At 64.8% G+C, this 22,813-nt stretch carries 22 protein-coding genes; 18 read left to right on the forward strand and 4 right to left on the reverse strand.

All coding sequences use genetic code 11. The features are described from left to right. Positions 1-158 precede the first annotated feature (158 nt). The 4 genes from AOG28_RS02620 to AOG28_RS02635 all read left to right on the forward strand — a co-directional run bounded on the left by AOG28_RS02620 (position 159) and on the right by AOG28_RS02635 (position 2,846). Positions 159-455, forward strand: a complete 297-nt coding sequence (locus AOG28_RS02620) for a BufA1 family periplasmic bufferin-type metallophore (RefSeq protein WP_043333233.1) — start codon at positions 159-161, stop codon at positions 453-455. 109 nt (positions 456-564) lie between these two features. Then, entirely contained in the window at positions 565-1,491 is a 927-nt protein-coding gene (gene bufB / locus AOG28_RS02625) for an MNIO family bufferin maturase (RefSeq protein ID WP_054555240.1), read from the forward strand. Then, complete coding sequence (locus AOG28_RS02630; protein WP_054555241.1) at positions 1,488-2,294, forward strand: HvfC/BufC N-terminal domain-containing protein; 807 nt, start codon at positions 1,488-1,490, stop codon at positions 2,292-2,294. The genes bufB and AOG28_RS02630 overlap by 4 nt, the downstream gene beginning before the upstream one ends. 78 nt (positions 2,295-2,372) lie before the next feature. Beyond that, the gene (locus AOG28_RS02635; protein ID WP_054555242.1) at positions 2,373-2,846 is read left to right on the forward strand and encodes a DoxX family protein; all 474 of its coding nucleotides are present in this window, start codon (positions 2,373-2,375) and stop codon (positions 2,844-2,846) included. 98 nt (positions 2,847-2,944) lie between these two features. On the opposite strand, the gene AOG28_RS02640 is transcribed toward AOG28_RS02635, so the two are convergent. The 3 genes from AOG28_RS02640 to AOG28_RS02650 form a co-directional block, all read right to left on the reverse strand. Continuing rightward, a complete protein-coding gene (locus tag AOG28_RS02640; protein ID WP_054555243.1) occupies positions 2,945-4,057 on the reverse strand; it encodes an App1 family protein in 1,113 nt (370 codons plus the stop codon). Between the two features lie 199 nt (positions 4,058-4,256). Continuing rightward, positions 4,257-4,736 (reverse strand): Dps family protein, encoded by a 480-nt coding sequence (locus AOG28_RS02645; protein ID WP_043333228.1) that lies wholly within the window; start codon positions 4,734-4,736, stop codon positions 4,257-4,259. 364 nt (positions 4,737-5,100) lie between these two features. Continuing rightward, positions 5,101-7,098 (reverse strand): BCCT family transporter, encoded by a 1,998-nt coding sequence (locus AOG28_RS02650; protein ID WP_054555244.1) that lies wholly within the window; start codon positions 7,096-7,098, stop codon positions 5,101-5,103. A 412-nt stretch (positions 7,099-7,510) separates the two neighbouring features. On the opposite strand from AOG28_RS02650, the gene AOG28_RS02655 reads away from it, so the two are divergent. The 6 genes from AOG28_RS02655 (at position 7,511) to AOG28_RS02680 (ending at position 14,483) form a co-directional block, all read left to right on the forward strand. Then, on the forward strand, positions 7,511-8,134 hold the full coding sequence (locus AOG28_RS02655; protein ID WP_054555245.1) for a hypothetical protein: 624 nt from the start codon (positions 7,511-7,513) through the stop codon (positions 8,132-8,134). Beyond that, positions 8,134-8,571 carry a hypothetical protein gene (locus tag AOG28_RS02660; RefSeq protein WP_043333222.1) on the forward strand — a complete coding sequence of 146 codons (438 nt, stop codon included), beginning with the start codon at positions 8,134-8,136 and terminating at the stop codon, positions 8,569-8,571. Before AOG28_RS02655 ends, AOG28_RS02660 begins: the two co-directional genes overlap by 1 nt. Before the next feature lie 139 nt (positions 8,572-8,710). Next, entirely contained in the window at positions 8,711-10,813 is a 2,103-nt protein-coding gene (locus tag AOG28_RS02665; protein ID WP_054555246.1) for a sensor histidine kinase, read from the forward strand. A 16-nt stretch (positions 10,814-10,829) separates the two neighbouring features. Then, complete coding sequence (locus AOG28_RS02670; protein ID WP_082388177.1) at positions 10,830-12,359, forward strand: sigma-54-dependent transcriptional regulator; 1,530 nt, start codon at positions 10,830-10,832, stop codon at positions 12,357-12,359. 122 nt (positions 12,360-12,481) lie between these two features. Then, positions 12,482-13,243 carry a DUF1007 family protein gene (locus AOG28_RS02675; RefSeq protein WP_082388178.1) on the forward strand — a complete coding sequence of 254 codons (762 nt, stop codon included), beginning with the start codon at positions 12,482-12,484 and terminating at the stop codon, positions 13,241-13,243. After that, entirely contained in the window at positions 13,233-14,483 is a 1,251-nt protein-coding gene (locus tag AOG28_RS02680; protein WP_054555247.1) for a nickel/cobalt transporter, read from the forward strand. The genes AOG28_RS02675 and AOG28_RS02680 overlap by 11 nt, the downstream gene beginning before the upstream one ends. 190 nt (positions 14,484-14,673) lie before the next feature. Here the strand turns inward: AOG28_RS02680 and AOG28_RS02685 are convergent, their stop codons facing one another. Further along, entirely contained in the window at positions 14,674-15,102 is a 429-nt protein-coding gene (locus tag AOG28_RS02685; RefSeq protein ID WP_054555248.1) for an HIT domain-containing protein, read from the reverse strand. A 404-nt stretch (positions 15,103-15,506) separates the two neighbouring features. Between AOG28_RS02685 and AOG28_RS02690 the strand changes: the two genes are divergently transcribed. The 8 genes from AOG28_RS02690 (at position 15,507) to AOG28_RS02715 (ending at position 22,807) form a co-directional block, all read left to right on the forward strand. Then, on the forward strand, positions 15,507-16,514 hold the full coding sequence (locus AOG28_RS02690; RefSeq protein WP_043333219.1) for a TAXI family TRAP transporter solute-binding subunit: 1,008 nt from the start codon (positions 15,507-15,509) through the stop codon (positions 16,512-16,514). A gap of 365 nt (positions 16,515-16,879) precedes the next feature. Beyond that, positions 16,880-18,952 (forward strand): TRAP transporter permease, encoded by a 2,073-nt coding sequence (locus AOG28_RS02695; RefSeq protein ID WP_152965327.1) that lies wholly within the window; start codon positions 16,880-16,882, stop codon positions 18,950-18,952. Positions 18,953-19,154: 202 nt separating this feature from the next. After that, entirely contained in the window at positions 19,155-19,934 is a 780-nt protein-coding gene (locus AOG28_RS02700; RefSeq protein WP_235506923.1) for a sulfite exporter TauE/SafE family protein, read from the forward strand. 179 nt (positions 19,935-20,113) lie between these two features. Continuing rightward, positions 20,114-21,109: a zinc-dependent alcohol dehydrogenase family protein gene (locus AOG28_RS02705; protein ID WP_054555249.1), complete on the forward strand. Its 996-nt coding sequence runs from the start codon at positions 20,114-20,116 to the stop codon at positions 21,107-21,109. 65 nt (positions 21,110-21,174) lie between these two features. Continuing rightward, positions 21,175-21,306 carry an entericidin A/B family lipoprotein gene (locus AOG28_RS17525; RefSeq protein ID WP_082388179.1) on the forward strand — a complete coding sequence of 44 codons (132 nt, stop codon included), beginning with the start codon at positions 21,175-21,177 and terminating at the stop codon, positions 21,304-21,306. 23 nt (positions 21,307-21,329) lie between these two features. Further along, on the forward strand, positions 21,330-21,461 hold the full coding sequence (locus AOG28_RS17585) for an entericidin A/B family lipoprotein (RefSeq protein WP_131431188.1): 132 nt from the start codon (positions 21,330-21,332) through the stop codon (positions 21,459-21,461). Between the two features lie 151 nt (positions 21,462-21,612). Next, complete coding sequence (locus tag AOG28_RS02710) at positions 21,613-21,744, forward strand: entericidin A/B family lipoprotein (protein WP_043333217.1); 132 nt, start codon at positions 21,613-21,615, stop codon at positions 21,742-21,744. 175 nt (positions 21,745-21,919) lie between these two features. Next, positions 21,920-22,807: a LysR family transcriptional regulator gene (locus AOG28_RS02715; protein ID WP_082388181.1), complete on the forward strand. Its 888-nt coding sequence runs from the start codon at positions 21,920-21,922 to the stop codon at positions 22,805-22,807. Positions 22,808-22,813: the final 6 nt, after the last annotated feature.

Raw genomic sequence — 22,813 nt, forward strand, 5'->3', positions numbered from 1 at the left:
CAGCGCGATATTGTCGAGTCGCGGCAAGAATTTCGATCTTTTCTGCATCCATCTCCCCAAGCCCCCCGTAAGTTGGATTGAGCCCGCAGCACAGGGGCGAAAGTGATAGATAAATAACGTTTGGCTCATTAAAGAGCATTTTCTCAGGAGATGTGCCCATGTCTACCAAGACTAACAAGTCCGCCAAGACCGCTTTTGCCCTGGCCTCCGCACTCGGAACCGCTGTCGCTCTGTCTACCGCTGTCGTCTCCCTCCCGGCCCACGCGGCGGGCATGGAAAAGTGCTACGGCGTGTCGCTGGCCGGTGAGAATGACTGCGCCGCCGGCCCGGGTACTTCGTGTGCCGGGACTTCCACCGTCGATTATCAGGGCAATGCCTGGAAGCTGGTTCCGGAAGGCACCTGCACCTCCATTGAAACGCCGAATGGCACCGGCAGCCTGGAAGAAATCAAGTAAGCAACACGCCTCGGGGCTGGCTCGGACTTCCCTAGCATCCCCCCGAACTTGACGTCCGGTGGCCTGGCGCCACGCCGCCACCGGATGTTCGCCGCCTCGAGAGGTCTTCATGCACCAGCCATCCCCTTCCTCCGGCAGTCCGGATTTCGGTACGGCCTATCCGTCCCTCGACGAGATGGCCGTCGGTATCAGCCTCAAGGCGCAGCATGTGCGTGAGCTGATGTCGTCGCGACCGGCGCTGGGGTTTCTCGAGATTCATGCCGAGAACTACATGGGCGCCGGCGGGGCACCCCATGCCCGGCTGGATGCGCTGCAGGAGTACCCGCTCTCGATTCATGGTGTCGGCCTGTCGCTGGCATCGGAGCGCCCGCTGGATGCCACGCATCTGGCGCGTCTCAGAACGCTCTGCGAGCGTCACCCGCCCACCAGCGTGTCAGAACACCTGGCCTGGGCCGGCCATAGCGGCCACTTCTACAACGACCTGCTGCCGGTACCGCTGACGGAGGCGATGCTGGCACGGGTCAGCGATAACCTGATGCAGTTGCAGGACACCCTGGGCCGTCAGGTATTGATCGAGAATCCCGCCCACTATCTGCGTTTCGATGCACACGAGCTGGGAGCGGAACTGATTCCCGAGACGCATTTCCTCACTCGTCTGGTCGAGCGCAGTGGCTGCGGTCTGTTGATCGACGTCAACAATGTCTTCGTCTCGGCGCACAACATCGGGATCGATCCCGCGGCCTGGCTGGAATCCATTCCGGGCCACGCCGTCGGGGAGATCCATCTGGCGGGGCATGGCGAGGACTCGCGTGAAGGCCTGCTGATCGACAACCATGGCGCGCCGGTCTGTGATGAGGTCTGGGCGCTGTATGCCGACTTCATCAATCGCATCGGGCCGCGTCCGACGCTGATTGAGTGGGATACCCAGGTGCCGGCGCTGGAGGTATTGCTGGGGCAGACCACGCGCGCTCAGGCGTTGCTGCACAGCACACGGGCGCAGCAGCTGACGCGCTCCGGCATGGAGGGCGGCCAATGACCTCTCTCGAGCGGCATGCCAGCGCTGAGCGCCAGCCCGACTGGCAGCGCGCCTTCATCGAGACACTCACTAAGCCCGATGCCGCGCTTCTGGGTATCGAGGCAGGCCATCAGCAGCGCCTCGATGTCTATCGCAACAATGTCTGGGCCAGCCTGATCAGTGCGCTGGAAGAGGCCTATCCGGTGACCCGACAGGTTGTGGGCGAGCGCTTCTTTGCGGCCCTGGCCCACGATCATTCCCGCCAGCATCTGCCGCGCTCACCGCTGATGATGGAGTACGGGGCCGGGCTTGCCGAGAGCCTGCACGAGACCCTGACCACGCTGATCGAGACGCGTCAGGTGTCGGCCGCTCAGCTGCCGTTCTATGCGGTGGACCTGGCCCGCTTCGAGGCCGCTCGTCTGGTGGCCTATCACGCGGCGGACGCCGAAGCCCTGGTGCCGACCCAGCTGGCGGGACTGCCGCCTGAGGCGGTGATGGAGCTCAGGTTCTCGGCGCACCCCGCAGCTTGTCTGCTGCACCTGGAGCATGCGGTGCTCGAGATCTGGCAGCGCCATCAGCATGCCGACGCGACGCTTGAAGGGCTGGATATCGCGCGGCCGGAGCGGATCTTGATCACGCGCCCGGCGCTGGAGGTGCGGGTCACGGTGCTGTGCGAGGCCGCTGCCTTGCTGCTCGAGCTGCTGCTGGCGGGGCAGACGCTGGCGGACGCGGCAGCGCGGCTCGCGGACGAGCACCCCGAGCAGGAGCTGGGGCCGCTGCTGGCCCCCCTGCTGGCAAGTGGTGCCTTCCGCGCGCCGACCTGATCCTGCCTGGTTCTTTTCTGCTCGGCTCTTTTCTGTTTGACCCTTCGCGCCCTGGCGCACCCTTGAGGAGGCCTCATCATGAGCCTTGAATCATCAACGACGCCTGCGGTTCGTACCGGTGTGGCGGGGCAGGTCCTGAAAGTGTTCGTCTGGTTGGAAAACCTGCGCATGGATGCGCTGTTGATCCTGATGCGCATCATCGTCGGCGCGGTATTCTTCATGTCGGCGCAGACCAAGGTCGACGGCTTCTCGATCAAGGACAGCACCTTCTTCCTGTTCGAGCACGAATACGCCTTGCCGCTGGTCTCGCCGATACTGGCCGCCTGGCTGGCGACCATCGCCGAGCACCTGTTCCCGCTGATGCTGTGGCTGGGGCTGGGGGCGCGCTTCGCGGCGCTGGGGCTTGCCGTCATGACGCTGACCATCCAGCTGTTCGTCTATCCCCATGCCTGGGTGACCCACGGCCTGTGGCTGTCCAGCCTGCTGGTGCTGGTATTGCAGGGGCCGGGACGCCTGTCGCTCGATCAGCTGATTCGCTCACGCATCGCCTGAGGCCGTCATTCGGCAGAGTCGTTCGGTGAGGCTCATATCAGTCTTGCGTTGTAGTACCGCGATAGTGCCAGCTATCTATCCGCTGGCTAGCGAGGCGCTCAGGCCGGTTCGTCGGCGAGTTGATGCTCGATTTCGGCACGCACCATCTCGACGCTGGCGGCATCGATGTAGCCGTTGGCATGCGCGTGGTGCGCCATGTCGAGGCTGTCGGTGCTCAACAGCATCACGCAGCCGAGGGCGGCCAGCTCCTCGCCGAGCCGGTCCAGCTCGGCCTTGCGCGAGTCCGAATCGCCTATCTGGCGAATGTAGATCGCGCAGATGCGACCGGGATAGCGGCGCACGACCTCGGCGTAGACTTCCGGGTCATGCTGGCCGCTGTCGCCGATGAGCAGGAACTGCATCTCGTCATACAGGCCGAGCATCTTCTCGATCAGCGCCTGCTTGTGGTCTTCGGAGCGTCTGGGCAGCGGGCGTTGCAGCGTCAGGCCCCACTCGCGCAGGAACAGGATCGGCCCGACCGGAATGCGGTTGTGCTGGAAGAAGACTTCCAGCATCTCGTAGATGCTCCATGGACCACGCGACACATAGAGCAGCGGGCGCTGCTGTTGGCCATCATCACCCTCATGAAGCGCCTGATAGAGCGCGGCCACGCCGGGGAAGGCGGTGCGCCGCTCGGCGGACTCGATGAACAGGCGGTAAAGCATCTTGAGCTTGTTGGCGACACCGGTGTACATCACGGTGTCGTCGATATCGCTGATCACCCCGAGGCGTGTGCTGATGGGCGGCAGATAGACCTGCGCCTCGCCCTCCACCGGGGGCTGCTTCGGCGGACACGCGGTGATGCGGGCGGTATGCCATTGGCCCTGGTGCTCCAGCGGCTCATCGAGCGGCAGATGTACGCTGAAGTAGCCATCGCGGTCGGTGATGGCGGTGGTGCGGTTGTCCCCCAGTGCGACCTCTACCTCGACGCCGCTCTTGCCCCAGCGCAGCATGCGACGACCGACATCCATCAGGTCGCGACCAGCGCCGGGGGCCAGCTGGCTGCGTGAGCCGGGCTGGCGGAAGATGCGCCCCATCAGAAAGGCTTCGCTGTGCGAGCCGTAGCCACGATAGGCGTGAATGACGTATCCATCCTTGCCCTGTGCGTGGCGCATGGGCTTGGCAGCCACATGCAGCAGCTTGCGTAGCAGACGTGTCAGCGGCAGTGACATGCAACCCTCCTGGTCGGTATCTGGCGGGCCTTCATGGCCACATGACAACGCCGCCTTTCGAGTCCCGCGTGTGCAGGGTCGAAAGGCGGCGTTCACACTGCGCGTATGCCTCGCGGCCCAGTGTCAGTCAAGTACAGCGTCAGGCAGCAGCATCAGAGATCCGCGCTGCCATGCCCTGGCACTGCATTGGCTTGAGCGCTTACTCGCCCAGGTAGGCGGACAGCATCCACACGGTCTTTTCCTGCTCGCGGATGTAGTCACCGACCAGTGAAGCGGTACCTTCATCATCGGCGTCAGACGCGACGGACATGATCTCGCGCTGCAGTTCGATCAGGGACTTGTAACCGGTCAGCAGGCCCTTGACGCAAGCCGTGCCGTCGCTGACGTGGGTGTCTTCCTTGATGGTGGCGACACGCGCGTAGTCACTGTAGGCGTGCAGCGGCTCGTGACCCAGGGTCAGGATACGCTCGGCGATCTCGTCGACCTTGGTCAGCAGGTCGGTGTAGGTTTCCTCGAACTTCACGTGCAGCTCGAAGAACTGGTTGCCCTTCACGTTCCAGTGGTAACCACGGGCGTTCATGTAGAAGGTCTGGTAGTTGGCCAGCAGGATGTTGAGGTGCTCGGCCAGCTGAGTGGCGCTGGCAGTGTGCAGGCCGATGGCATTGGTATCGTTGGACATGAAGACTCTCCTGAAAAATGTGAAGTGAACGGCATTGTGGGGAAAGTGGAGATGCAGGTGGCGAGCCGTGCTGCCAGTATGCCACCAATGTAGAGGCTGGGCGGGATGCAGGGTAACGAATTCACTGTATCGCCCTCATCGGCCACCCCTATCGTCGCCGGCGCACCACCCTCAAGCCGTAGATGAATGCCTGGTAAGAGATGTGGTGCGCGCACGCGGTTTTCAAGGTCGCACACGGATATTGCAGCCAATGTCGTCGGCTCGGACATTCTGATTTCGGCCACATACGCAAAGGCCCCGCACGGGGCGGGGCCTTTGCGACAGCCATGTCATCAGCTGTCATCACTTCTGCAACGCTCAGGCGTCAGTTGCGCGCCATGTGCAGGAAGTGCATGTGCTTCTCGTACTGGTCCAGCACGTCGCCGATCACCTGCTCCTTGGTGTAACCCATGACGTCATAGGTCTGGCCACCTTCACGCAGGAAGACCTCGGCGCGGTAATGGCGTTCCACGTCGCTGGTGCCCTTGCGCTTGACGTTGCGCAGCGCGAAGGCCGGTGCTGCATATTCGCGCACCCGCACACCGTAGACGAAGTCGACTTCCTCGCCGTGGCTGACCTGCAGATAGCTGCGGTCTTCCTCGTCATTGACGCGAGTATCCAGGCCCTGGGCCTCGAATTCCTTCGCGACATCCGCCAGTGCCGGCGTGACGGTGTTGATCAGGTACTGCTCGACGTTCTTCTGTCGCGGCGTCTCGACCAGGGTCTGGACGCGCTTCTGCCAGCTGCGTGCGCCACCGGCGGTGTGGCCCGGCGTGTTGCTCAGGTGCTGCATGGAGCGTTGCTTGACGCCCTCGAGACGCAGTGCCTTGAGCAGGCCATAGCAGACGAACATCAGGATGATCGCGAACGGCAGGGCAGAGGCCAGCGAGGCGGTCTGCAGAGCGCCCAGGCCACCCGCCATCAGCAGCGCCACGGCGACGAAACCTTCGGAAAAGGCCCAGAAGACACGCTGCCAGACCGGAGATTCGTCACCTTCCTTGGAGGTCAGCATGTCGATGACCAGCGAGCCGGAATCCGAGGAGGTGACGAAGAAGGTCACGACCAGCAGGGTGGCCAGCATGGAGGTGATGCTACCGAACGGGAACAGCTCCAGGAACTTGAACAGTGCCACGGATGCATCGGCGGAGACCGCTTCTGCCAGGTTGCCCGCGGTATCGGTCAGCAGCATGTGCAGGGCGCTGTCGCCGAAGAAGGTCAGCCACAGGAAGGTGAAGCCCATCGGCACGAACAGCACGCCGTAGACGAATTCACGGATGGTGCGGCCACGCGAGACGCGTGCGATGAACATGCCCACGAACGGGGACCACGCGATCCACCAGCCCCAGTAGAACAGGGTCCAGCCACCCAGCCACTTGGACGGGCCATCTTCCGGGATATAGGCGAACATGTTGAAGGTCTTGTCGACCACTTCGCTGAGGTAGCCACCGATGTTCTGGATCAGCGTCTGCAGCAGGAAGATGGTCGGGCCCACGCACAGCACGAACAGCATCAGCGCCAGTGCCAGGCCAAGGTTCAGCTCGGAGAGACGACGGATGCCGCCGTCCAGACCCATGACCACGGAAACGGTCGCCAGACAGGTGATGATGGCGATCAGGATGATCTGGGTGGTCAGGTCGTTGTCGATATCGAACAGGTAATGCAGACCGGAGCTGACCTGCAGCACGCCCAGACCCAGCGAGGTCGCGACCCCGAACATGGTGCCGAAGACGGCGAAGATATCGACGGCATGGCCGATCGGGCCATGGATGCGCTTGCCGATCAGCGGATACAGCGCAGAGCTGATGCGCAGCGGCAGGTTGTGGCGGAAGCTGAAGTAGGCCAGCGCCAGCGCCACCACGGCATAGACGCCCCAGGCGTGGATGCCCCAGTGGAAGAAGGTGGTCTTCATGGCTTCACGCGCGGCCTCGACGGTGCCGGCATCGCCGACCGGAGGCGCAGTGAAGTGGAAGACAGGCTCGGCGACACCGTAGAACATCAGGCCGATGCCCATGCCCGCGGAAAACAGCATCGCGAACCAGGAGCCGTAGCTGAAATCAGGCTCGGAATGGTCTGGCCCCAGCTTGATGTCGCCATAGCTCGAGAAGGCGAGACCCAGCGTGAAGATCACGAACACGCCCATGGCCAGCAGGTAGAACCAGCCGACGGTGTCGATGATCCAGGTCTGGACATGACCGAAGGCGGTCTGCGCGGTATCCGGCATGGCGACCGTGAAGATCACGAACGCCAGAATCACCACGGCGGAGCCGAAGAAGACTGGCGGATTGATCTTGGCGACCGTGGGCTGGTCGGCATTTTCTGACATAAATTTCTCTCCCTGATTGCCTATTCGTCGATAATGGTAACTTATTGAACCTGTAGCGTCGTGAGTTGTCCGCGCGATATCGTTTCCATATGTAACCAGTGTTGCGCGCGCTGACCGGCGGTTTGCGCGCCGAGCGAGCGGCCCTGGCAGCGCTGGCGTTGCGTGATCATCCTGCGAAATGGCAATGGCGGTACGGTCTTGGCTTGCATTGTCGGGGGCTGGATACGGTAGGCGCTGGCACGGCTGGGCGCTAAGATGAGGCTTCCTGCATCCAGGGTATCCCGCTGTCTCGATACCATAATTATGCAGAAACCCTACAAGACTTATGTGTCAGTCTAGTGCCTCTGGTGTGTCTCATGGTGTGAAAATCGTGATGCAGCGCCGGCTCAAGTGGCTGACCGGAGACGTTCGCATGCTCCATCGACTTCCCGAATTTCCCGCACGGCCGAGCGTGGCTGACACGTCAGCGCGCTCGCGCCTGCCGCGCATGACACTGCTCGCAGTGGGGCTGGTGCTGCTGAGCGGCTGCTCGGCCCTGTCCGGCAAGGACCCGCTGGCCGCGAATGACAGCGCTGGCCTGCCCGAAGCCTGCATCTTCCCGCGTGAGGGCGATGCCAATCAGTGGTTGCGTGCCGCGGCGCAGGTCGTCGAGGCCCGTGGCTACAAGATCCGCGAGAGCGAACAGGCGCTGGGCGTGGTGACGGGTGAGCGCAAGGTGGACCAGCCTGGCCTGGGCGCGATCGATGGGCCCTTCGGCTCGCGCATCGGCTTCTCGGTGGGCTATGGCATCGCGGCGGGCAATGATTTCGGCGTGGGCGTCGGCAATGACACCTTCCGCGATGACCCGATCAGCTTCGAGCGCATCTCGCTGGTCGCGCCGGATGAGCGCGTGCGCGTGATCCGCGATGAGCAGGTCATCAATCAGGGCGGCTACGTCATCGATGCCCGTCCTCACAATGACAGCGACAGCTGCCGCCAGATCGAGCGTCAGCTGCAGGCTGCGCTGGCGGGTCGTGATCCACGGGAGGTTCGCTGATGAACATGCGCAAGGCATCTCCACGCTCGCTGTGGCAACGTCTGGGGCTCGCGACGCTGCTCGCCGGCCTGCTGGTACTGGGTGGCTGCATGAATCAGCCGACCCATGCGCCGGACTCGCGCACCGCGGTGATCGCCCCCAACAGCGGCACCCTGACCTCCCAGCAGGTCTTCGTCACCCTGCTGACGACGCTGGCGGAGCGTGGCTTCATCATCGAGCGCGCAGACCCGGACCTCGAGCGCCTCGATGCCAGCTACGCTGCCCGGCCGCCGCTGGCGCTGGAAGCCTGGGTGAGCGAGGTCAACGGCCAGATTCGTCTCAGCGTGAGCGGTGACAGCAATGGTGCCGATATCGCGCCGGGCCGCCTCGACAACCTGCTGGTGGAGGTCGCCGTGGCTCTGGATGCGCGCACCGTGCCGGTGATCGGCGCGCCGTGACCGCCCCGCGCATGCCAACCCCACGCATGACAACCCCACGAGGCGGCCCTCGGCGTCGCCTCTCTGGCCTTGTCCACCACTCTGCAGGCGGGCAGTACCGGAGCCCGGTCGAGCCCGCGCTCGCGCGGTGTGATGGCCCATGACGCTGAGTGCGCTGCGCCGTCGGCGTCTGGCCTGGTTGGCGCTCTCGGCCAGTCTGCTGGCCGGGCTGATGGCCTTGTTTGCTCTCTGGCACTGGGAGCTGGCGCGTGGCGAGCGTGATGCCCGCCAGCACGCCGCGACTCGCCTGAATTTCTATGCCAGCACGCTGAATGCCGAGTTATCGCGCTTCCAGTGGCTGCCGGAATTGCTGGCGCGCCAGGCCCGTGTGCGTATCGCCCTTGGCGAGCAGGGCGTTCCGCCTGCGGCAACGCCGCCTGTTATCCCCTCAGACGAACGCGACGCCGCCAGTGCTGCCGCTCCCCTCGGTTCGAGCAGTGATCTCAACCAGCATCTGCGGCGTGTCGCGCGTGCCTCCGGCGCGGCGGCCATCTTCCTGACCGACCGCGACGGCATGACCGTGGCCGCGAGCAACTTCGATGAGCCAGACAGCTTCGTCGGCTATCGCTACGACTACCGCCCCTACTTCATCGATGCCCTGGCGCGCGGGCGCGGCGAGTTCTTCGCCGTCGGCAATACCACCGGGCGCCCCGGCTATTTCGTCTCGGCGCCGGTACTCGGGGTCGAGGGCGAGCCGCTGGGCGTCATGGTGGTCAAGGTCTCGCTGGAGGCGCTGGAAGATACCTGGCGCCAGGCGGGGGAGACGGTGCTGCTCGCCGATGCCAATCGCATCGTCCTGCTGGCCTCGCGGCGCAACTGGAAGTATCGCGCGCTGGAGGCGATCGAGCCGCAGGCGCTGGACAGCATTCGGGCACAGCAGCAGTTTCGCGGGGCGCCGCTGACACCACTGTCGCGGGAGCTGGAGGACGGCAGCCTGGTGCTGGGCGACAACCACGAACTGGCGGCGTCGGAGATCGCGCGGCTGCCGACGGCGGCGATGGGCCAGCGTTATCTGGATGAGTCGCTGGCCAGCGGGCCGCTGGGCTGGCAGCTGCATTTTCTGATGCCGCTGCGGCCACTCTATATCCAGGCGCGCAATGTGGTGCTGGTCGGGCTCGCCGTGATTCTGGGACTGGCGATGATGGCGCTGTGGATGCGCGAGCGTCAGGCGCGTCTGGGGCTGATTCGGCGTGAAGCGGTGATGATGCGCGAGATCAACGAGCGCCTCGAGGAGCGGGTCGCCCAGCGCTCGCGCGAACTCGAGGACACGCGTGACGAGCTGGTGCAGGCCGGCAAGCTGGCCGCGCTGGGCACCATGGCGGCCGGTATCGCTCATGAGCTCAATCAGCCGCTGGTCGGCATTCGCACCTATGCCGCCAGCGGCGGCAAGCTGCTGGCGCGGGGCATCGCCTCCGCCGCAACGCGCCCCGAGCTGACCGCGCGTGCCGCCGAATCCGCCGCCAGCAACTTCACGCGCATCAGTGAGCTGTCCGAGCGTCTGGCCGACATGATTCGCCAGTTGCGGGTCTTCGTGCGTCCGGCCAGTCAGCAGGCGCCCGTCGCCCTGGCGCTGGCGCCGCGCATCGACTTCGCGCTGGAACTGCTCGCCGAGCGAGTCACCGCCCTCGACCTGACGGTGGAGCAGGGCGCGCTGCCCCGAGACATCATCGTGATGGGCGAACAGGTGCGTCTCGAGCAGTTGCTGACCAACCTGATCCGCAATGCGCTCGATGCGCTGGAAGGGGAGCAGAGAGCACAGCAGGCCGATCAGCAGAGCGACGAGCGCGCGGCCCCGCGGCTGCGCCTCAGTTGGCAGGCCTGGCCGGCAGTGGCCAGTCTTGAGGGGCAGCCGGGTGGATGTCTGCGCATCGAGGACAACGGCCCCGGCATCGACCCTGCGCTGCGTGCCACGCTGTTCGATCCCTTCACCACCACACGTGAGGTCGGAGAAGGCATGGGGATGGGGCTGTTTCTGAGTTATGGCCTGGCGCGCGACCTCGGTGGCCTGCTGCGTCTGGCCGATGGCGCTTCTGTGTCTGAACCGGCTGAGGGCTCCTCACTGGCTGAAGGCTCCTCGCTGGCTGAGGGCTCTGCGCTGGGCGGCGCCTGCTTCGAATTGTGGCTACGCACGCCGGCGTCGGAGGCAACGCATGCAGCCGACGGCACCGAACAACACGGCAGCGGGCAGCAATCCGTGACATGACGGGGTATATGCACGAATGACAGGCTATACGCATGACAGCGATGGCTTCGAGGGCGCAGAGGAGTTTGCCACCACGGGGCTGGAACCGGCAGAGCTGCGCTTGCAGCAGGACAGCGATCTGACCCGCGAGGCGCCGGTATGGCTGGTGGATGATGATCCGGCGGTGCGCGAATCCCTCGCCCAGTGGCTGGAGCTGGCCGAGATCCATCTGCGCTGCTTCTCGCGCGCCGAGGCGCTGCTGGAAGCCCTGGCCGCCGCCGAGCCGGTCAGCGTGGTGATCAGCGATATCCGCATGCCGGGCATGGATGGCCTGACGTTGCTGGCGCGGCTTGCGCTAAAGGCGCCGGAGCTGCCGGTGCTGATGATGACCGGTCACGGTGATGTCGCCACGGCCGTCGCCGCGATGCAGGGCGGCGCCCGTGACTTCATCGAGAAGCCGTTTGACCCCGAAGCGCTGGAGCTCAAGCTGCGTCAGGCGCTGGCGGGGCGGCGTCTGAGTGATGAAAACCAACGCCTGCGCCGCCGCTTGAGCGTGCGCGGCCTCAGTGGTCTGCTGCGGGGCGAGAGCCGTCAGATTCGCCAGCTGCGTGAGCGACTGCTTGAATTGCGCGGACATCCTGCGCGCGTCTGGATCAGCGGCGAGGCGGGCAGCGGGCGCAGCACTCTGGCGCTGGCACTGGCCGAGCATGCGCCGCCTGCCGACGCGTCGGCCTCATCTGCTGCCATGCCGATGGCGGCGACGGCCTTGCTGGCGCGAGTGGAATGCGCGCCCCTGTCGCAAGCCAGGGCAGAGGGCGCGGAAGTACTGGCGGGCGCGATCGAGGATGCACTCGCGGCATGTCCTGTGGCCAATACCTTGCTGCTGCATGAGGTGGACCACCTGAGTGGCACGCAATGGCAGTGGCTGGACGGCTGGATCGCCACGCGTGAGGACGGCGCCCGCCAGGCGCCACGGCTGGTGTGCAGCGCGCAGTGCAGCGTGGGCGACGTGATGGCAAGTGGGCCGCTGACGCGTACTCTCGGCCATGCACTGGCCGAGATCGAACTGACGACACCCGCCCTGCGCGAGCGGCGCGAGGACATCCCGTTGCTGATGGCGCATTTCAGCCGTCAGGCCGCCGAGGTGCATGAGGTGGAGGCGCAACCCTTCGCCAGCGGTGAGCTGGCCGCGTTGATGGCGGCGGAGTGGCCGGGCAATCTGTGGCAGCTGCGTCAGGCCGCCAGTCGCCGCGTGGTGCTGGGGGAATCGCCCACGACGCGGCAGTCCTCCGCACCGGGCAATGCCTCAGCGGAGCAGGACGCAGGCGAGACCGGCAATGGCGCGAGCGACGAGGCGCTGGCGAACAGCGAGGAGCATGGGCTGGCGGCACAGGTGGCGATGTTCGAGTCGACCTTGATTCGCGCCGCCTTGACCCGCGCACGCGGCAACATCGCTCAGGTGCTGGAGGAGTTGGCACTGCCGCGGCGTACGCTCAATCTCAAGATGCACAAATACGGGCTGCGCCGTGAAGACTTTCGCCATGGCCATGATGATTCGGCGAACTGACCGTCACCGTTGCCTGTCGAAGGTGTCCTCGGGCTGCGTCGGGATGCCGCCCGTTTTGTCATGAAGTAACATCCTGCCGATCCCTTCCTGTCGTCCCCGTGACGTTCTGCCGGAGTTTCCCGATGTCTGTTGCTGTTCATCGCCTGGTGGCGGCGCTGTCGTCCGCGCTGGCGCGTTTCCCGTCTCGTCACAGCCTGCGCCCCGTCGCCTGGCTGACGCCGTTGCTGATGCTGGGCACCCTGGTGGCCAGTCAGCCTGCCGCCGCGCATCCGCATGGCTGGGTCGATCTGCGGGTGACGCTGCGCCTCGATGACCAGGGGCGGGCCGTCGCGATGCGCCAGTATTGGCTGCTCGACCCCTTCTACAGCCTGACGCTGCGTCAGGAGCTGGCCGCGCTCGAGGACGATACCAGCATGGAGCAGCGCCTCGATGTGCTGGGCAGCGAGATTCTGGCCAATCTGTCGCAGTTCGATTACTACACCCATGTCACGCTGGACGGCGAACCCGTGGCGCTTGGCAAGGCGACGCGCCAGACCACCTGGCTCAAGGGCGAGCGTGTCGCCTTCCAGATGGAGCTGCCGCTGGCCGAGCCGGTCGCGATGGCTGGCCACACCCTCAGTTATCGCATCTATGACCCCACCTATTACATCGAGATTCTGCATGACCCGGATGCCATCGCCGTGCAGCAAGGGCTGGTGGTGAGCGGGCTGGAAGGGCAGGACTCGGCGCTGAGCTGCACGCCGGGCATCACGCCGGCCGACCCGGACCCGTCCAAGGTCGCCGAGGCCTCGATGCTGGATATCAACGCCACCGCACCGATGGATCTCGGCCAGTATTTCGCCGAGGTCGGCAGTGTCAGCTGTGAGGTGGCTGATGAGCAGTGAGCCGAAGGACACCAGCGGGCTTGGCGATATCAAGAGCCTCAAGGGCATGCGTGATGGCCTGCTGAAGCCGGCCTCGTCGCGGGGGCGGCGCCTGGCCGGCTGGCTGGCGGTCGGCTGCGGGCTGCTCGTGCTGGGCATGGCGCTCTGGCCAAGCCTGGTGCAGGGCTGGGGCGAGGCGCTGGGATGGATCTTCGCCGAGCAATCGCGTTTCCAGCGCTCGCTGGGGCGAGCCATGAGTGAGCTTGCCGCGCATCCCGGCACGCCTTGGGCGCTGATCGGGCTGTCCTTCGCCTATGGCGTGCTGCATGCCGCGGGCCCCGGGCATGGCAAGGTCGTGATCAGTACGCTGCTGGTCAGCCACCCCATCGTCCGGCGTCGTGCGCTGTGGCTGTCGTTGCTGGCGGCCTTGCTGCAGGGCGTCAGTGCGCTGGTGCTGGTCGGTCTCGGGGCGGGTCTGCTTGACTGGGCGGGGCGTGATGTGCTCGGGCAGGTCGAGAAGGTCACCCTGCTCAGTCATCTCGGGGTGCTGGTGCTGGGGCTGTTGCTGCTGTGGCGCGCCGCTCGCACGCTATGGCGTGTTGTCAGGGCACAGCCTGTCTCAAGCGCGGGAACGCCGCAGGCGCCAGCGATGCAGGGGCTGGCGTTCGAGCCGTCGCCTGGCCACGACCACTCACATTCTCAATCTCACTTTCACTCTCACTCTCACGGCCACGATCATTCACACGGGCATGACTGTGGTTGCGGCCATGCGCATGGCGTGACGGCGGAGCAGGCCAGTGGCGACTGGCGCACCATGGGCATGGCGGTGCTGGCGATCGGCCTGCGGCCGTGTTCCGGCGCGATTCTGGTCTTGCTGGCCGCGCTGGCGTTGAACATGGTCGGCAGCGGCGTGCTGGCGGTGCTGGCGATGTCATTGGGCACCGCGTTGACGGTGGGCAGCGTGGCGATGGTCACCTTGATCATGAAGGCCAGCGGACGGCTGGCGGCGGCCGGCTCGCGCCTGGGTGGGCCGCACTCAAACGGCCGTGCGCGTCGTCAGTGGCCGTGGGCGGCACTGGTCGGGCTGCTCGGCGGCATCATCATCACGGTCTTTGGCGCTTTGCTGGTCGCCAGCAGTCTCAAGGCGCTGGATTCTCCCACCGGTCGCGGTGCTTCGCCCTTCGATCGCTCGGCGCCGGGCACCTCCCTCCAGAGCCCTCTGGGCCCGAGGTCGTCAGGGCAGACCTCAGGCGACGAGTGAGATCCGGCGACGAGTGAGGTCTGCGGCGCCATAACAGGCGTGCCGCTTGCTACCTGTCGCTTACTAGCTACTGCTTGCTACCAGCAAGATACGACAACGGGGCCCATTGGGCCCCGTTGTCGTAGATGTGAGAGCGTAGATGACAGTGTCTGCGAGAGCGCAGATGTCAGTGAAAGCGCAGGTGACGCTGTCAGTAGGAATAGCTCGGCAGCTCGGCGATCTTCATGCGCAGGGTGTCGACCAGCACCGTCAGCGCTTCGCTGTCGTGGGGCTCGGCCGTGCCGACGCCCCACACCGGCCCTGGCCAGGCTGCATCATCGCTGCGGCGGGCGATCACGTGCATGTGCAGCTGCGGCACCATGTTGCCCAGTGCGCCGATATTGAGCTTCTCGCCGCCGCTTACCGTCATCAGCAGCTCGCCCAGTTGCGTGGTTTCCTGCCACAGCTGCTGCTGGGCGCTGCTGTCCAGCTCGTAGATCTCGCGGATGGCATCGCGGCGCGGAATCAGTACCAGCCACGGATAGCGCGCATCGTTCATCAGGCGCACGGTGCACAGCGGCAGGTCGGCCACGAAGTGGGTGTCGGCGTCCAGCTGCGGGTGAAGGCTGAAGGGGGTCATCGTCTCTCCTTGATCGGATGGAGCAGGGCGGGCGTGAGTCGAGGGCAAAGGGTAACCCGAATCGTGGCGGACTCCCTGGCGTGAACGCCCGCGAATGCCCTCAGTGTGACCAGATCGGCAGAATCCTGCCACTTTGCGGATTGCCCGTGCGCGCTGTGGGGGCTGCGCAATGCCCCCATCGCCAAATACCGCGCCGCGCGGACAGTTGCTAACCTTCTTCCTACGCTGAAGCAGAGGCTCGCAACGAACGCCCCACGCAAAAGAGGGCTACCTTGCGCATTGTCGGTCGCGACATGGCCAGCACCGCCCAGGACCAGAGCCTGCTCAGCCGCAATGTCCGTCTGCCTACCCACATTACAAGAATGCTCAACCTGCGCCCGGCAGGTTCGCCAAGGAGTCACTCCATGCAAAAGCGCCAGTTCCTCAAGGCCGGTCTCGGTCTCGCCATCGCAGCCTCTCTTGGTCTCAGTGCCGTGGCTCAGGCGGAAGGCAAGTACATCATGGGTACCGCCACCACCGGTGGCACCTTCTACCCGGTCGGCGTGGCACTCTCCACGCTGATCAAGGTCAAGCTCGAGCCGACCGCCGGCATCTCCGTGTCCGCGATCTCCTCTGCCGGTTCCGGCGAGAACCTCAAGCTGATGGAAGAGGACCAGGCCCAGTTCGGCATCATCCAGGGCCTCTACGGCGCCTGGGCATGGAATGGCACCCCGCCGGTCAACAAGGCGCACAAGAACCTGCGCAGCATCTCGATGCTGTGGCAGAACGTCGAGCACTTCGTGGCCCGCAACGATGAGGTCAAGTCCGGCACCATCGAGGACATGACCAACTTCTACGGCAAGAGCTTCTCCATCGGCAAGAAGAACTCCGGTACCGAAGGCTCGGGTCGCTTCATCCTCGAGCAGCTGGGCATCGATGCCGACAAGATGGATCTGGCCTACATGGGCTATGGCCCGAGCGCCGACGCGATGCAGAACGGCAACATCGACGGCATGAACATTCCGGCCGGCGCACCGGCCTCCGCCGTGACCCGTGCCTACGCCAACCTGGGCGGCGAGATCACCACGCTGGACTTCACCGAAGAGCAGCTGGCCAAGGTCAACTCCCAGTTCGAACTGTGGACTCCGTATGAAATCGCCGCTGGCACCTACCCGGGCCAAGACGAGGCGATCAACACCATCGCCCAGCCGAACATCCTGGTGGTGCGTGATGATGTCTCCGAAGAAGACGTCTATCAGATCACCAAGACCATGTACGAGAACCTGCCGTTCCTGAACAACATCCACCCGGCCACCAAGGCCATGGCCATCGACAAGGCCATCGCGGGTCTGCCACTGCCGCTGCACCCGGGTGCCGCACGTTACTTCAAGGAGCAGGGCATCGAGATTCCGGCGCGCCTGATCGCCGAGTGATCCACTCCTGATGTTCCCGCTGCCCTCATCGCTCGCCTCTGGCGGCGGTGAGGGCAGCGCAGTTTCCCAGACCAATAAACCACCGCCGGTCCGGCGCCATCACACAGCCCCGCGTGGGCAAAGTGGCAGGCGCAGGACCAGAGCAGTGCCCACGATTGATTGCTGTAGAAGCCCGTATTCTCCTCGCAAGCCCGGGCGCATGGTGACGCAAGTCGTCGCTGCGCCATCGCTGTCTGATCCCGTTTTGAGGCAACGCCATGCATGATTCCCGCTCGCCAGAGCCCTCTCGTCCCACTGATAGCGAAGCGCAGGAGCCGGATCTCTCCGGTGTGCGCGACGAATCCGCCGAAGCTGCGCCGTGGCGCATGGAACTGCCCTGGCTGGGGCGTGCCGTCTTCGTGATCTCCATCGTCATCTGTCTGGCACACCTGTACTTCAACACCGTCTCGACCCTGTCGGAGCTGTGGGTGAGCGCTTTGCACTATGGCCTGTTCGGTCTGCTGTGCGCGCTGACCATTCCGATGCTGACGCCGGCCAGTGATGGTGCCAAGCGCTGGGTGCTGGGCGTGGATGTCATGCTGGGGCTGGCGGCACTGGGTTGCGGCCTCTACCTGATCGGCTTCGAGGATGCGCTCTATGACCGCGGCGTGGTGTTCTCCACCGCGGACTGGGTGGTCTCCATCGTCGCGGTCGGTCTGATCCTCGAGTTCGCGCGTCGCACCACCGGCTGGTTCATCCCGGTGCTGTGTCTGATCGCGCTGACCTACGTGGCCTGGTGGGGCAAGTATGTCGGTGGCGTGTTCAACTTCCCGGGCCTGACCTGGGAGACGGTGCTGTTCAGAAGCTTCATCGGCGGCGAAGGGATGCTGGGCTCCATCGCGCGCATCTCCTGGTCCTACGTGTTCATGTTCATCCTGTTCGGGGCCTTTCTGGTCAAGTCCGGCGCGGGTGACTTCATCATCGATCTGGCGCGCTGCGCGGCGGGTCGCTTCAAGGGTGGCCCGGGCTTCGTGGCGGTGTTCGCCTCCGGCCTGATGGGCTCGGTGTCCGGCTCGAGTGTCGCCAACACCGTCTCAACCGGCGTGATCACGATTCCGCTGATGCGCCGTGCCGGCTTCCCGGCGCGCTTCGCGGCAGGCGTCGAGGCTGCTGCCTCGACCGGTGGTCAGCTGATGCCGCCGGTGATGGGCGCGGGCGCCTTCATCATGGCGTCCTACACCCAGGTGCCGTACCTGACCATCGTCGGCGTGGCCGCCTTGCCGGCGCTGCTCTACTTCCTGTCGGTGGCCATGTTCGTGCGCATCGAGGCCAAGCGCTCCGACGCCACGGCGCTGGATGACCCGCAGGGCCCGCGCCTCAAGGACGTGCTCAAGGATGGCTGGCACTATCTGGCACCGCTGTTCGTGCTGGTCGGTGCACTGATCTACGGCTTCACGCCGACCTACGCCGCCGGCATCGCGATCCTGTCCGTCATCGCGGCCTCGTGGCTGTCGAAGAATCCGATGAAGCTCGGTGACATCATCGAGGCGATGCTGGCCGGGGTGCGCAACATGACCACCACGGCGATCCTGCTGATCACTGTCGGCCTGATCGTCAACGTCGTCTCCACCACCGGTATCGGCAACACCTTCTCGCTGATGATTACCGACTGGGCGGGTGGCAGCCTGCTGATCACCATCATCCTGATCGCGCTGGCGTCATTGATTCTGGGCATGGGCCTACCGGTGACGGCGTCCTATATCGTGCTGGGCACGCTGTCCGCCCCGGCGCTCTACAACCTGATCGCCCATTCCCAGCTGGTGGATCTGCTGGCGGCGGGCAACCTGCCGGAGCAGGCCAAGGCCATCTTCATGCTGGCCGCACCGGACAAGCTGGACCTGTTGGGCGCGCCGATGAGCATGGACGCCGCCCGCGAACTGCTGGCGCTGGTGCCGGATACCTTCCAGAGCCAGCTGTATGAGCAGGCGCTGTCGCCGCATGTGCTGACCATGGCGCTGGTGAGTGCCCACATGATCATCTTCTGGCTGTCCCAGGATTCCAACGTCACGCCGCCGGTCTGCCTGACCGCCTTCGCGGCAGCCGCGATCGCCCGCACACCGCCGATGAAGACCGGCCTGATGGCCTGGAAGATCGCCAAGGGTCTCTACATCGTGCCGCTGCTGTTCGCCTGGAGCCCGCTGATCTCCGGTGACATCGGCGAGATGCTGACGGTGTTCGTGTTCGCGCTGTTCGGAATCTACGCCATCGTCGCGGGTCTGGAAGGCTATCTGGAGCACGAGCTGCCCTGGTGGCTGCGTCTGGCGATGTTCCCGCTCGGTGCACTGATGCTGTGGCCGCATGGTCAGCTGACCTACGACCTCGCAGGCCTGGTCATCTTCCTGGGCGTGCTGACCTACAGTGTGCGTCAGAGTGGCCGGCAGGAAGCGCTGGCGCACTGAGCCAGGCGTGTCGGATGAGCGCCAGACGCGTCAGCCGATGTGGCTGAAGCAGGCGTGACGCGACGCGATATGCTATGAACGATGCCCGGCATCACTTTCCCCCGCTCAGTCGCGAGGGTGGTGTGTCGGGCATCGCGCGCTCTGGGGCCTGTTTGCCGCGGGCGTCTTCACTCAACGGGATGGCGGGACAAGGAATGTCGGCATGATGTCGGATTTTGCAGGGCTGACCAGCGGCCTTGATCTGATCAGCGTAGTGGCGCTGATCGCACTGGGTGGCGTGGCCGGTTTCATCAATGTGCTGTCGGCGGGTGGCTCGATGCTGACGCTGCCATTGCTGATGTTTCTCGGCCTGCCGCCTGCGCAGGCCAATGCCACCAACCGCGTGGCGATCGCGTTGCAGAGTGCGACCGCGACCAGCACCTTCCTCAAGGCGGGCGCGCACAACATGGGGGTGGCCTGGCGGCTGGCCGTACCCGCCGTGGCAGGCGCCATGCTGGGCGCCTGGCTGGCGACCCGCATCAGTGCCGAGGCCTTCGAGAGCGTCCTGATCGTGGTGATGGTGGTGTGTTCGATCATGATGCTGCTGCCGACGCCGCGCATCGACACCCGTGAACTGACGCCGGAGCGCATCACGCCCGTGGTGTTGCTGGCGATGTTCGGCATCGGCATTTATGGTGGCTTCATTCAGGTCGGTGTCGGCGTGCTGTTCATCGTGGTGCTCTATCGGCTGCTCAAGATCGACCTGACCCAGGTCAACGTCTTCAAGGTCTTCATCGTGTTGATGTATACCCTGCCGGCGCTGGCGGTGTTCGTGTTCGATGGTCAGGTGCGCTGGGCCTACGGTCTGGTACTGGCGGTCGGCAACATGAGCGGCGCCTTCCTCGGCGCGCGGGTCAACATGAGTCCCGCGGGCGCGCGGTGGGTCAAGTGGCTGACGGTCGCGGTCATCTTCATCATCGTGCTCAAGCTGGCGCTGACCTGATGCTGGCCTGATGCTGGCCTGATGCTGACCTTATGCAAGACACGGAGTAAGCTCGCGGTAATCTGAGCGAAATGCCAGTCTGTCCTGTCGACACACTGCCATGCCGCTCACCCCCTATTCATGATGGCGCCGAGCCCGGCTATGGCGTCTCTTCCTTCATCGTTCAGGAGTCTTTCCTCATGCAAGCCATGGTCATCGAGCAGTACGGCGGTCCCGAAGTGTTCGTCGAGCGCGAACTGGAGACCCCGACACCGGCGCGGGGGCAGGTGCGTATCAAGGTGACGGCTTCCAGCATCAACCCGATCGAGACCAAGCTGCGCAGCGGGCTGGTCAAGTCGCACCCGGAATTCCCGGCCATTCTCAATGGCGATGTCTCCGGGGTGATCGATGCCGTCGGCGAAGGCGTATCGGACTTCTCCGTCGGGGATGAAGTGCTGGGCTGCGCCGGTGGCGTCAAGGGCTGGCAGGGCGCTCTGGCGGACTACATGATCGCCGACACCCGTGTGATCGTGAAGCGCCCGAGCCTGGCGGCGCTGACGCTGGAAGAGTGCGCGGCCTTGCCGCTGGTGTTCCTGACGGCCTGGACGGCACTGGTCTCGCGCGGTCAGATCAAGGAAGGCGAGCACGTGTTGATCCACGCCGGCACCGGCGGCGTCGGCCATGTCGCGGTACAGATCGCCAAGTATCTCGGCGCACATGTCACCACCACCGTGTCCAGCGAAGCCAAGGCGGACCTGGCGCGCCAGCTGGGCGCCGACGAGATCATCAACTACCGCGAGGAAGCGGTCGCGGACTACGTGACACGCCTGACCTCCGGGCGTGGCTTCGATCTGGTCTTCGACACCGTCGGTGGCGACAACCTGGATCGCTCCATCGAGGCCACCGCGACCTCCGGTCGTCTGTGCTCCATCAACACCCGCTCGACCCACGACCTGACTCAGCTGCACTCCAAGAACCTGTCGCTGCACGTCATCTTCCGCTCGGTACCGCTGCTGACCGGTATCGGCATGGACGACCAGCCGGAGCTGCTTAACGCCTTGAGCGAGATGCTGGAGGCCGGCGCGGTACGTCCGCTGCTCGACGAGCACCAGTTCAGCTTCCGTGACGTCGCCAAGGCGCATGAGTTGCTGGAGTCCGGCGAGGCGCTGGGCAAGATTCTGCTGGTAAATCGCTGAGTATTGGCACCTTCGGTCAGTGAGAGTGTCTTACCTTCATTGGCCGTTGATCAGGAAGAGAAGTGATGAGAATGACGCGTTTGATGGTGGCTGCCCTGTTGGTGGCCAGTGTGAGTCTGTCCGGCTGCAATACCGTGGCCGGTTTCGGCAAGGACCTGGAGCATCTGGGCGGTTCGATCGACAACGCCGCCAGCTGATTGCCCGAGAGAGAGGAATGCCCATGCGACGATTCATGATGATGACTGGCACCGCGCTGCTGATCGGCCTGCTGTTGGGTGGCTGCAATACCGTGGAAGGTTTCGGGGAAGATCTCGAACACCTTGGGGGTTCCATCGAGGAATCGGCCAGTTGATGGCACTGTCCATGACATGGGCGGCGAGTGAACAAAACATGAATCTCACCCCTTGAAAGCCTATGGGGCGGCCCAAGGTATGAGGGTAGAGGCGCAGGAACTGGCGTCTTTACGAGATTTCTCGATATTCACTACCGCAAGGAGCATGACCATGTCCCGCACCATTGCACTCATCTTCGCCTCTTTCTTCACTCTGGCCGCGCTTTCCGGCTGCAACACCGTTGACGGTGCCGGCCAGGATGTCGAGCATGCTGGCGAAGCTGTCCAGGACGCCGCTCAATAAGCGACGCCCCGGATAGTGGTGATATCCAACGCCCGGCCATCGCGCCGGGCGTTTTCGTGTCTGATCGCCAGACATGCAGGCGTGCTGACTGACGGGCCGCCTTGCGTCATCATAGCGCTGACGGCATGCGCCCTCAGCGTACGTCACTCCCGCCACCGCGAGCCAAGGGCCCGACATGGATCATCGACAGTTGAGTTTTCTGGTCGCGCTGGCCAGTGAGCGCCATTTCGGTCGCGCCGCACGGGTCTGTCATGTCACCCAGCCGACGCTGTCGGCGCGCCTCAAGCAGCTCGAGGAGGAGCTAGGCACGGCGCTGATATTGCGCGGCCACCGCTTCGAGGGCTTCACCCCGGAAGGGGAGCGCGTGCTGACCCACGCACGGCGCATTCTCGCCGAGCTGGATGAGCTGAAGGGAGACCTGTCGCCGGGCGCGGTGCTGACCGGCCGCCTGTCACTGGGCGTGGTGCCGTCGGCGCTGGCGGCGGTCGGCGAGTTTCTGCCGCGGCTGCGTGAGGCCTTTCCGCAGCTCTCGCTGCGCCTGCGCGAGCTGTCGACCTCATCGCTGGCCCAGGGGCTCGAGGATGGCGAGCTGGATCTTGCGGTCGGCTACCCTGCGGCGCCGGCCATGAGCGGCTTCGCCTGTCGGCCGCTCTATCAGGAGCATTCGGCCTTGATCGCCAGTCAGGCGCATTTCCGCCTGCCCGACGCGCCGCAGTGGGAGTGCCTGCGTGACTACCCGCTGGTGTTGCTGACGCCGGAGATGCAGCAGCGGCGGCGCCTCAATCAGCAGTTCGAGCTGCTGGGGCTGCAGCCCTCGCCCTTGTTGGAGGCCAATTCGATTTCCGGCCTCGGCGTGATGCTGGAGGCTGGCCTGGGAGTCAGCGTGCTGGCGGAGAACCTGGCCGATTCGCGGCTTGGTGAAGGGCTGATCGCGCGTCGACTGCCCGGTGAGGGCGAGACGGTCGGACTGTTGTGGCGCAGTGGTCAGCAGCGCAGCCGACGGCTGAATGCCGTGCTGGAGCTGCTGCGTTCGCTGCCTCACTCGGCGGGTGTGGCCGATTGAGTGAGC

This window comes from Cobetia sp. UCD-24C (genome assembly GCF_001306765.1).
Taxonomy (GTDB): domain Bacteria; phylum Pseudomonadota; class Gammaproteobacteria; order Pseudomonadales; family Halomonadaceae; genus Cobetia; species Cobetia amphilecti.

Coding starts and splice junctions, on each gene's coding strand:
- AOG28_RS02620 (WP_043333233.1), top strand. CDS start 159: ATGTCTACCAAGACTAACAAGTCCGCCAAGACCGCTTTTGCCCTGGCC.
- bufB (WP_054555240.1), top strand. CDS start 565: ATGCACCAGCCATCCCCTTCCTCCGGCAGTCCGGATTTCGGTACGGCC.
- AOG28_RS02630 (WP_054555241.1), top strand. CDS start 1,488: ATGACCTCTCTCGAGCGGCATGCCAGCGCTGAGCGCCAGCCCGACTGG.
- AOG28_RS02635 (WP_054555242.1), top strand. CDS start 2,373: ATGAGCCTTGAATCATCAACGACGCCTGCGGTTCGTACCGGTGTGGCG.
- AOG28_RS02640 (WP_054555243.1), bottom strand. CDS start 4,057: ATGTCACTGCCGCTGACACGTCTGCTACGCAAGCTGCTGCATGTGGCT.
- AOG28_RS02645 (WP_043333228.1), bottom strand. CDS start 4,736: ATGTCCAACGATACCAATGCCATCGGCCTGCACACTGCCAGCGCCACT.
- AOG28_RS02650 (WP_054555244.1), bottom strand. CDS start 7,098: ATGTCAGAAAATGCCGACCAGCCCACGGTCGCCAAGATCAATCCGCCA.
- AOG28_RS02655 (WP_054555245.1), top strand. CDS start 7,511: ATGCTCCATCGACTTCCCGAATTTCCCGCACGGCCGAGCGTGGCTGAC.
- AOG28_RS02660 (WP_043333222.1), top strand. CDS start 8,134: ATGAACATGCGCAAGGCATCTCCACGCTCGCTGTGGCAACGTCTGGGG.
- AOG28_RS02665 (WP_054555246.1), top strand. CDS start 8,711: ATGACGCTGAGTGCGCTGCGCCGTCGGCGTCTGGCCTGGTTGGCGCTC.
- AOG28_RS02670 (WP_082388177.1), top strand. CDS start 10,830: ATGACAGGCTATACGCATGACAGCGATGGCTTCGAGGGCGCAGAGGAG.
- AOG28_RS02675 (WP_082388178.1), top strand. CDS start 12,482: ATGTCTGTTGCTGTTCATCGCCTGGTGGCGGCGCTGTCGTCCGCGCTG.
- AOG28_RS02680 (WP_054555247.1), top strand. CDS start 13,233: ATGAGCAGTGAGCCGAAGGACACCAGCGGGCTTGGCGATATCAAGAGC.
- AOG28_RS02685 (WP_054555248.1), bottom strand. CDS start 15,102: ATGACCCCCTTCAGCCTTCACCCGCAGCTGGACGCCGACACCCACTTC.
- AOG28_RS02690 (WP_043333219.1), top strand. CDS start 15,507: ATGCAAAAGCGCCAGTTCCTCAAGGCCGGTCTCGGTCTCGCCATCGCA.
- AOG28_RS02695 (WP_152965327.1), top strand. CDS start 16,880: ATGGAACTGCCCTGGCTGGGGCGTGCCGTCTTCGTGATCTCCATCGTC.
- AOG28_RS02700 (WP_235506923.1), top strand. CDS start 19,155: ATGATGTCGGATTTTGCAGGGCTGACCAGCGGCCTTGATCTGATCAGC.
- AOG28_RS02705 (WP_054555249.1), top strand. CDS start 20,114: ATGCAAGCCATGGTCATCGAGCAGTACGGCGGTCCCGAAGTGTTCGTC.
- AOG28_RS17525 (WP_082388179.1), top strand. CDS start 21,175: ATGAGAATGACGCGTTTGATGGTGGCTGCCCTGTTGGTGGCCAGTGTG.
- AOG28_RS17585 (WP_131431188.1), top strand. CDS start 21,330: ATGCGACGATTCATGATGATGACTGGCACCGCGCTGCTGATCGGCCTG.
- AOG28_RS02710 (WP_043333217.1), top strand. CDS start 21,613: ATGTCCCGCACCATTGCACTCATCTTCGCCTCTTTCTTCACTCTGGCC.
- AOG28_RS02715 (WP_082388181.1), top strand. CDS start 21,920: ATGGATCATCGACAGTTGAGTTTTCTGGTCGCGCTGGCCAGTGAGCGC.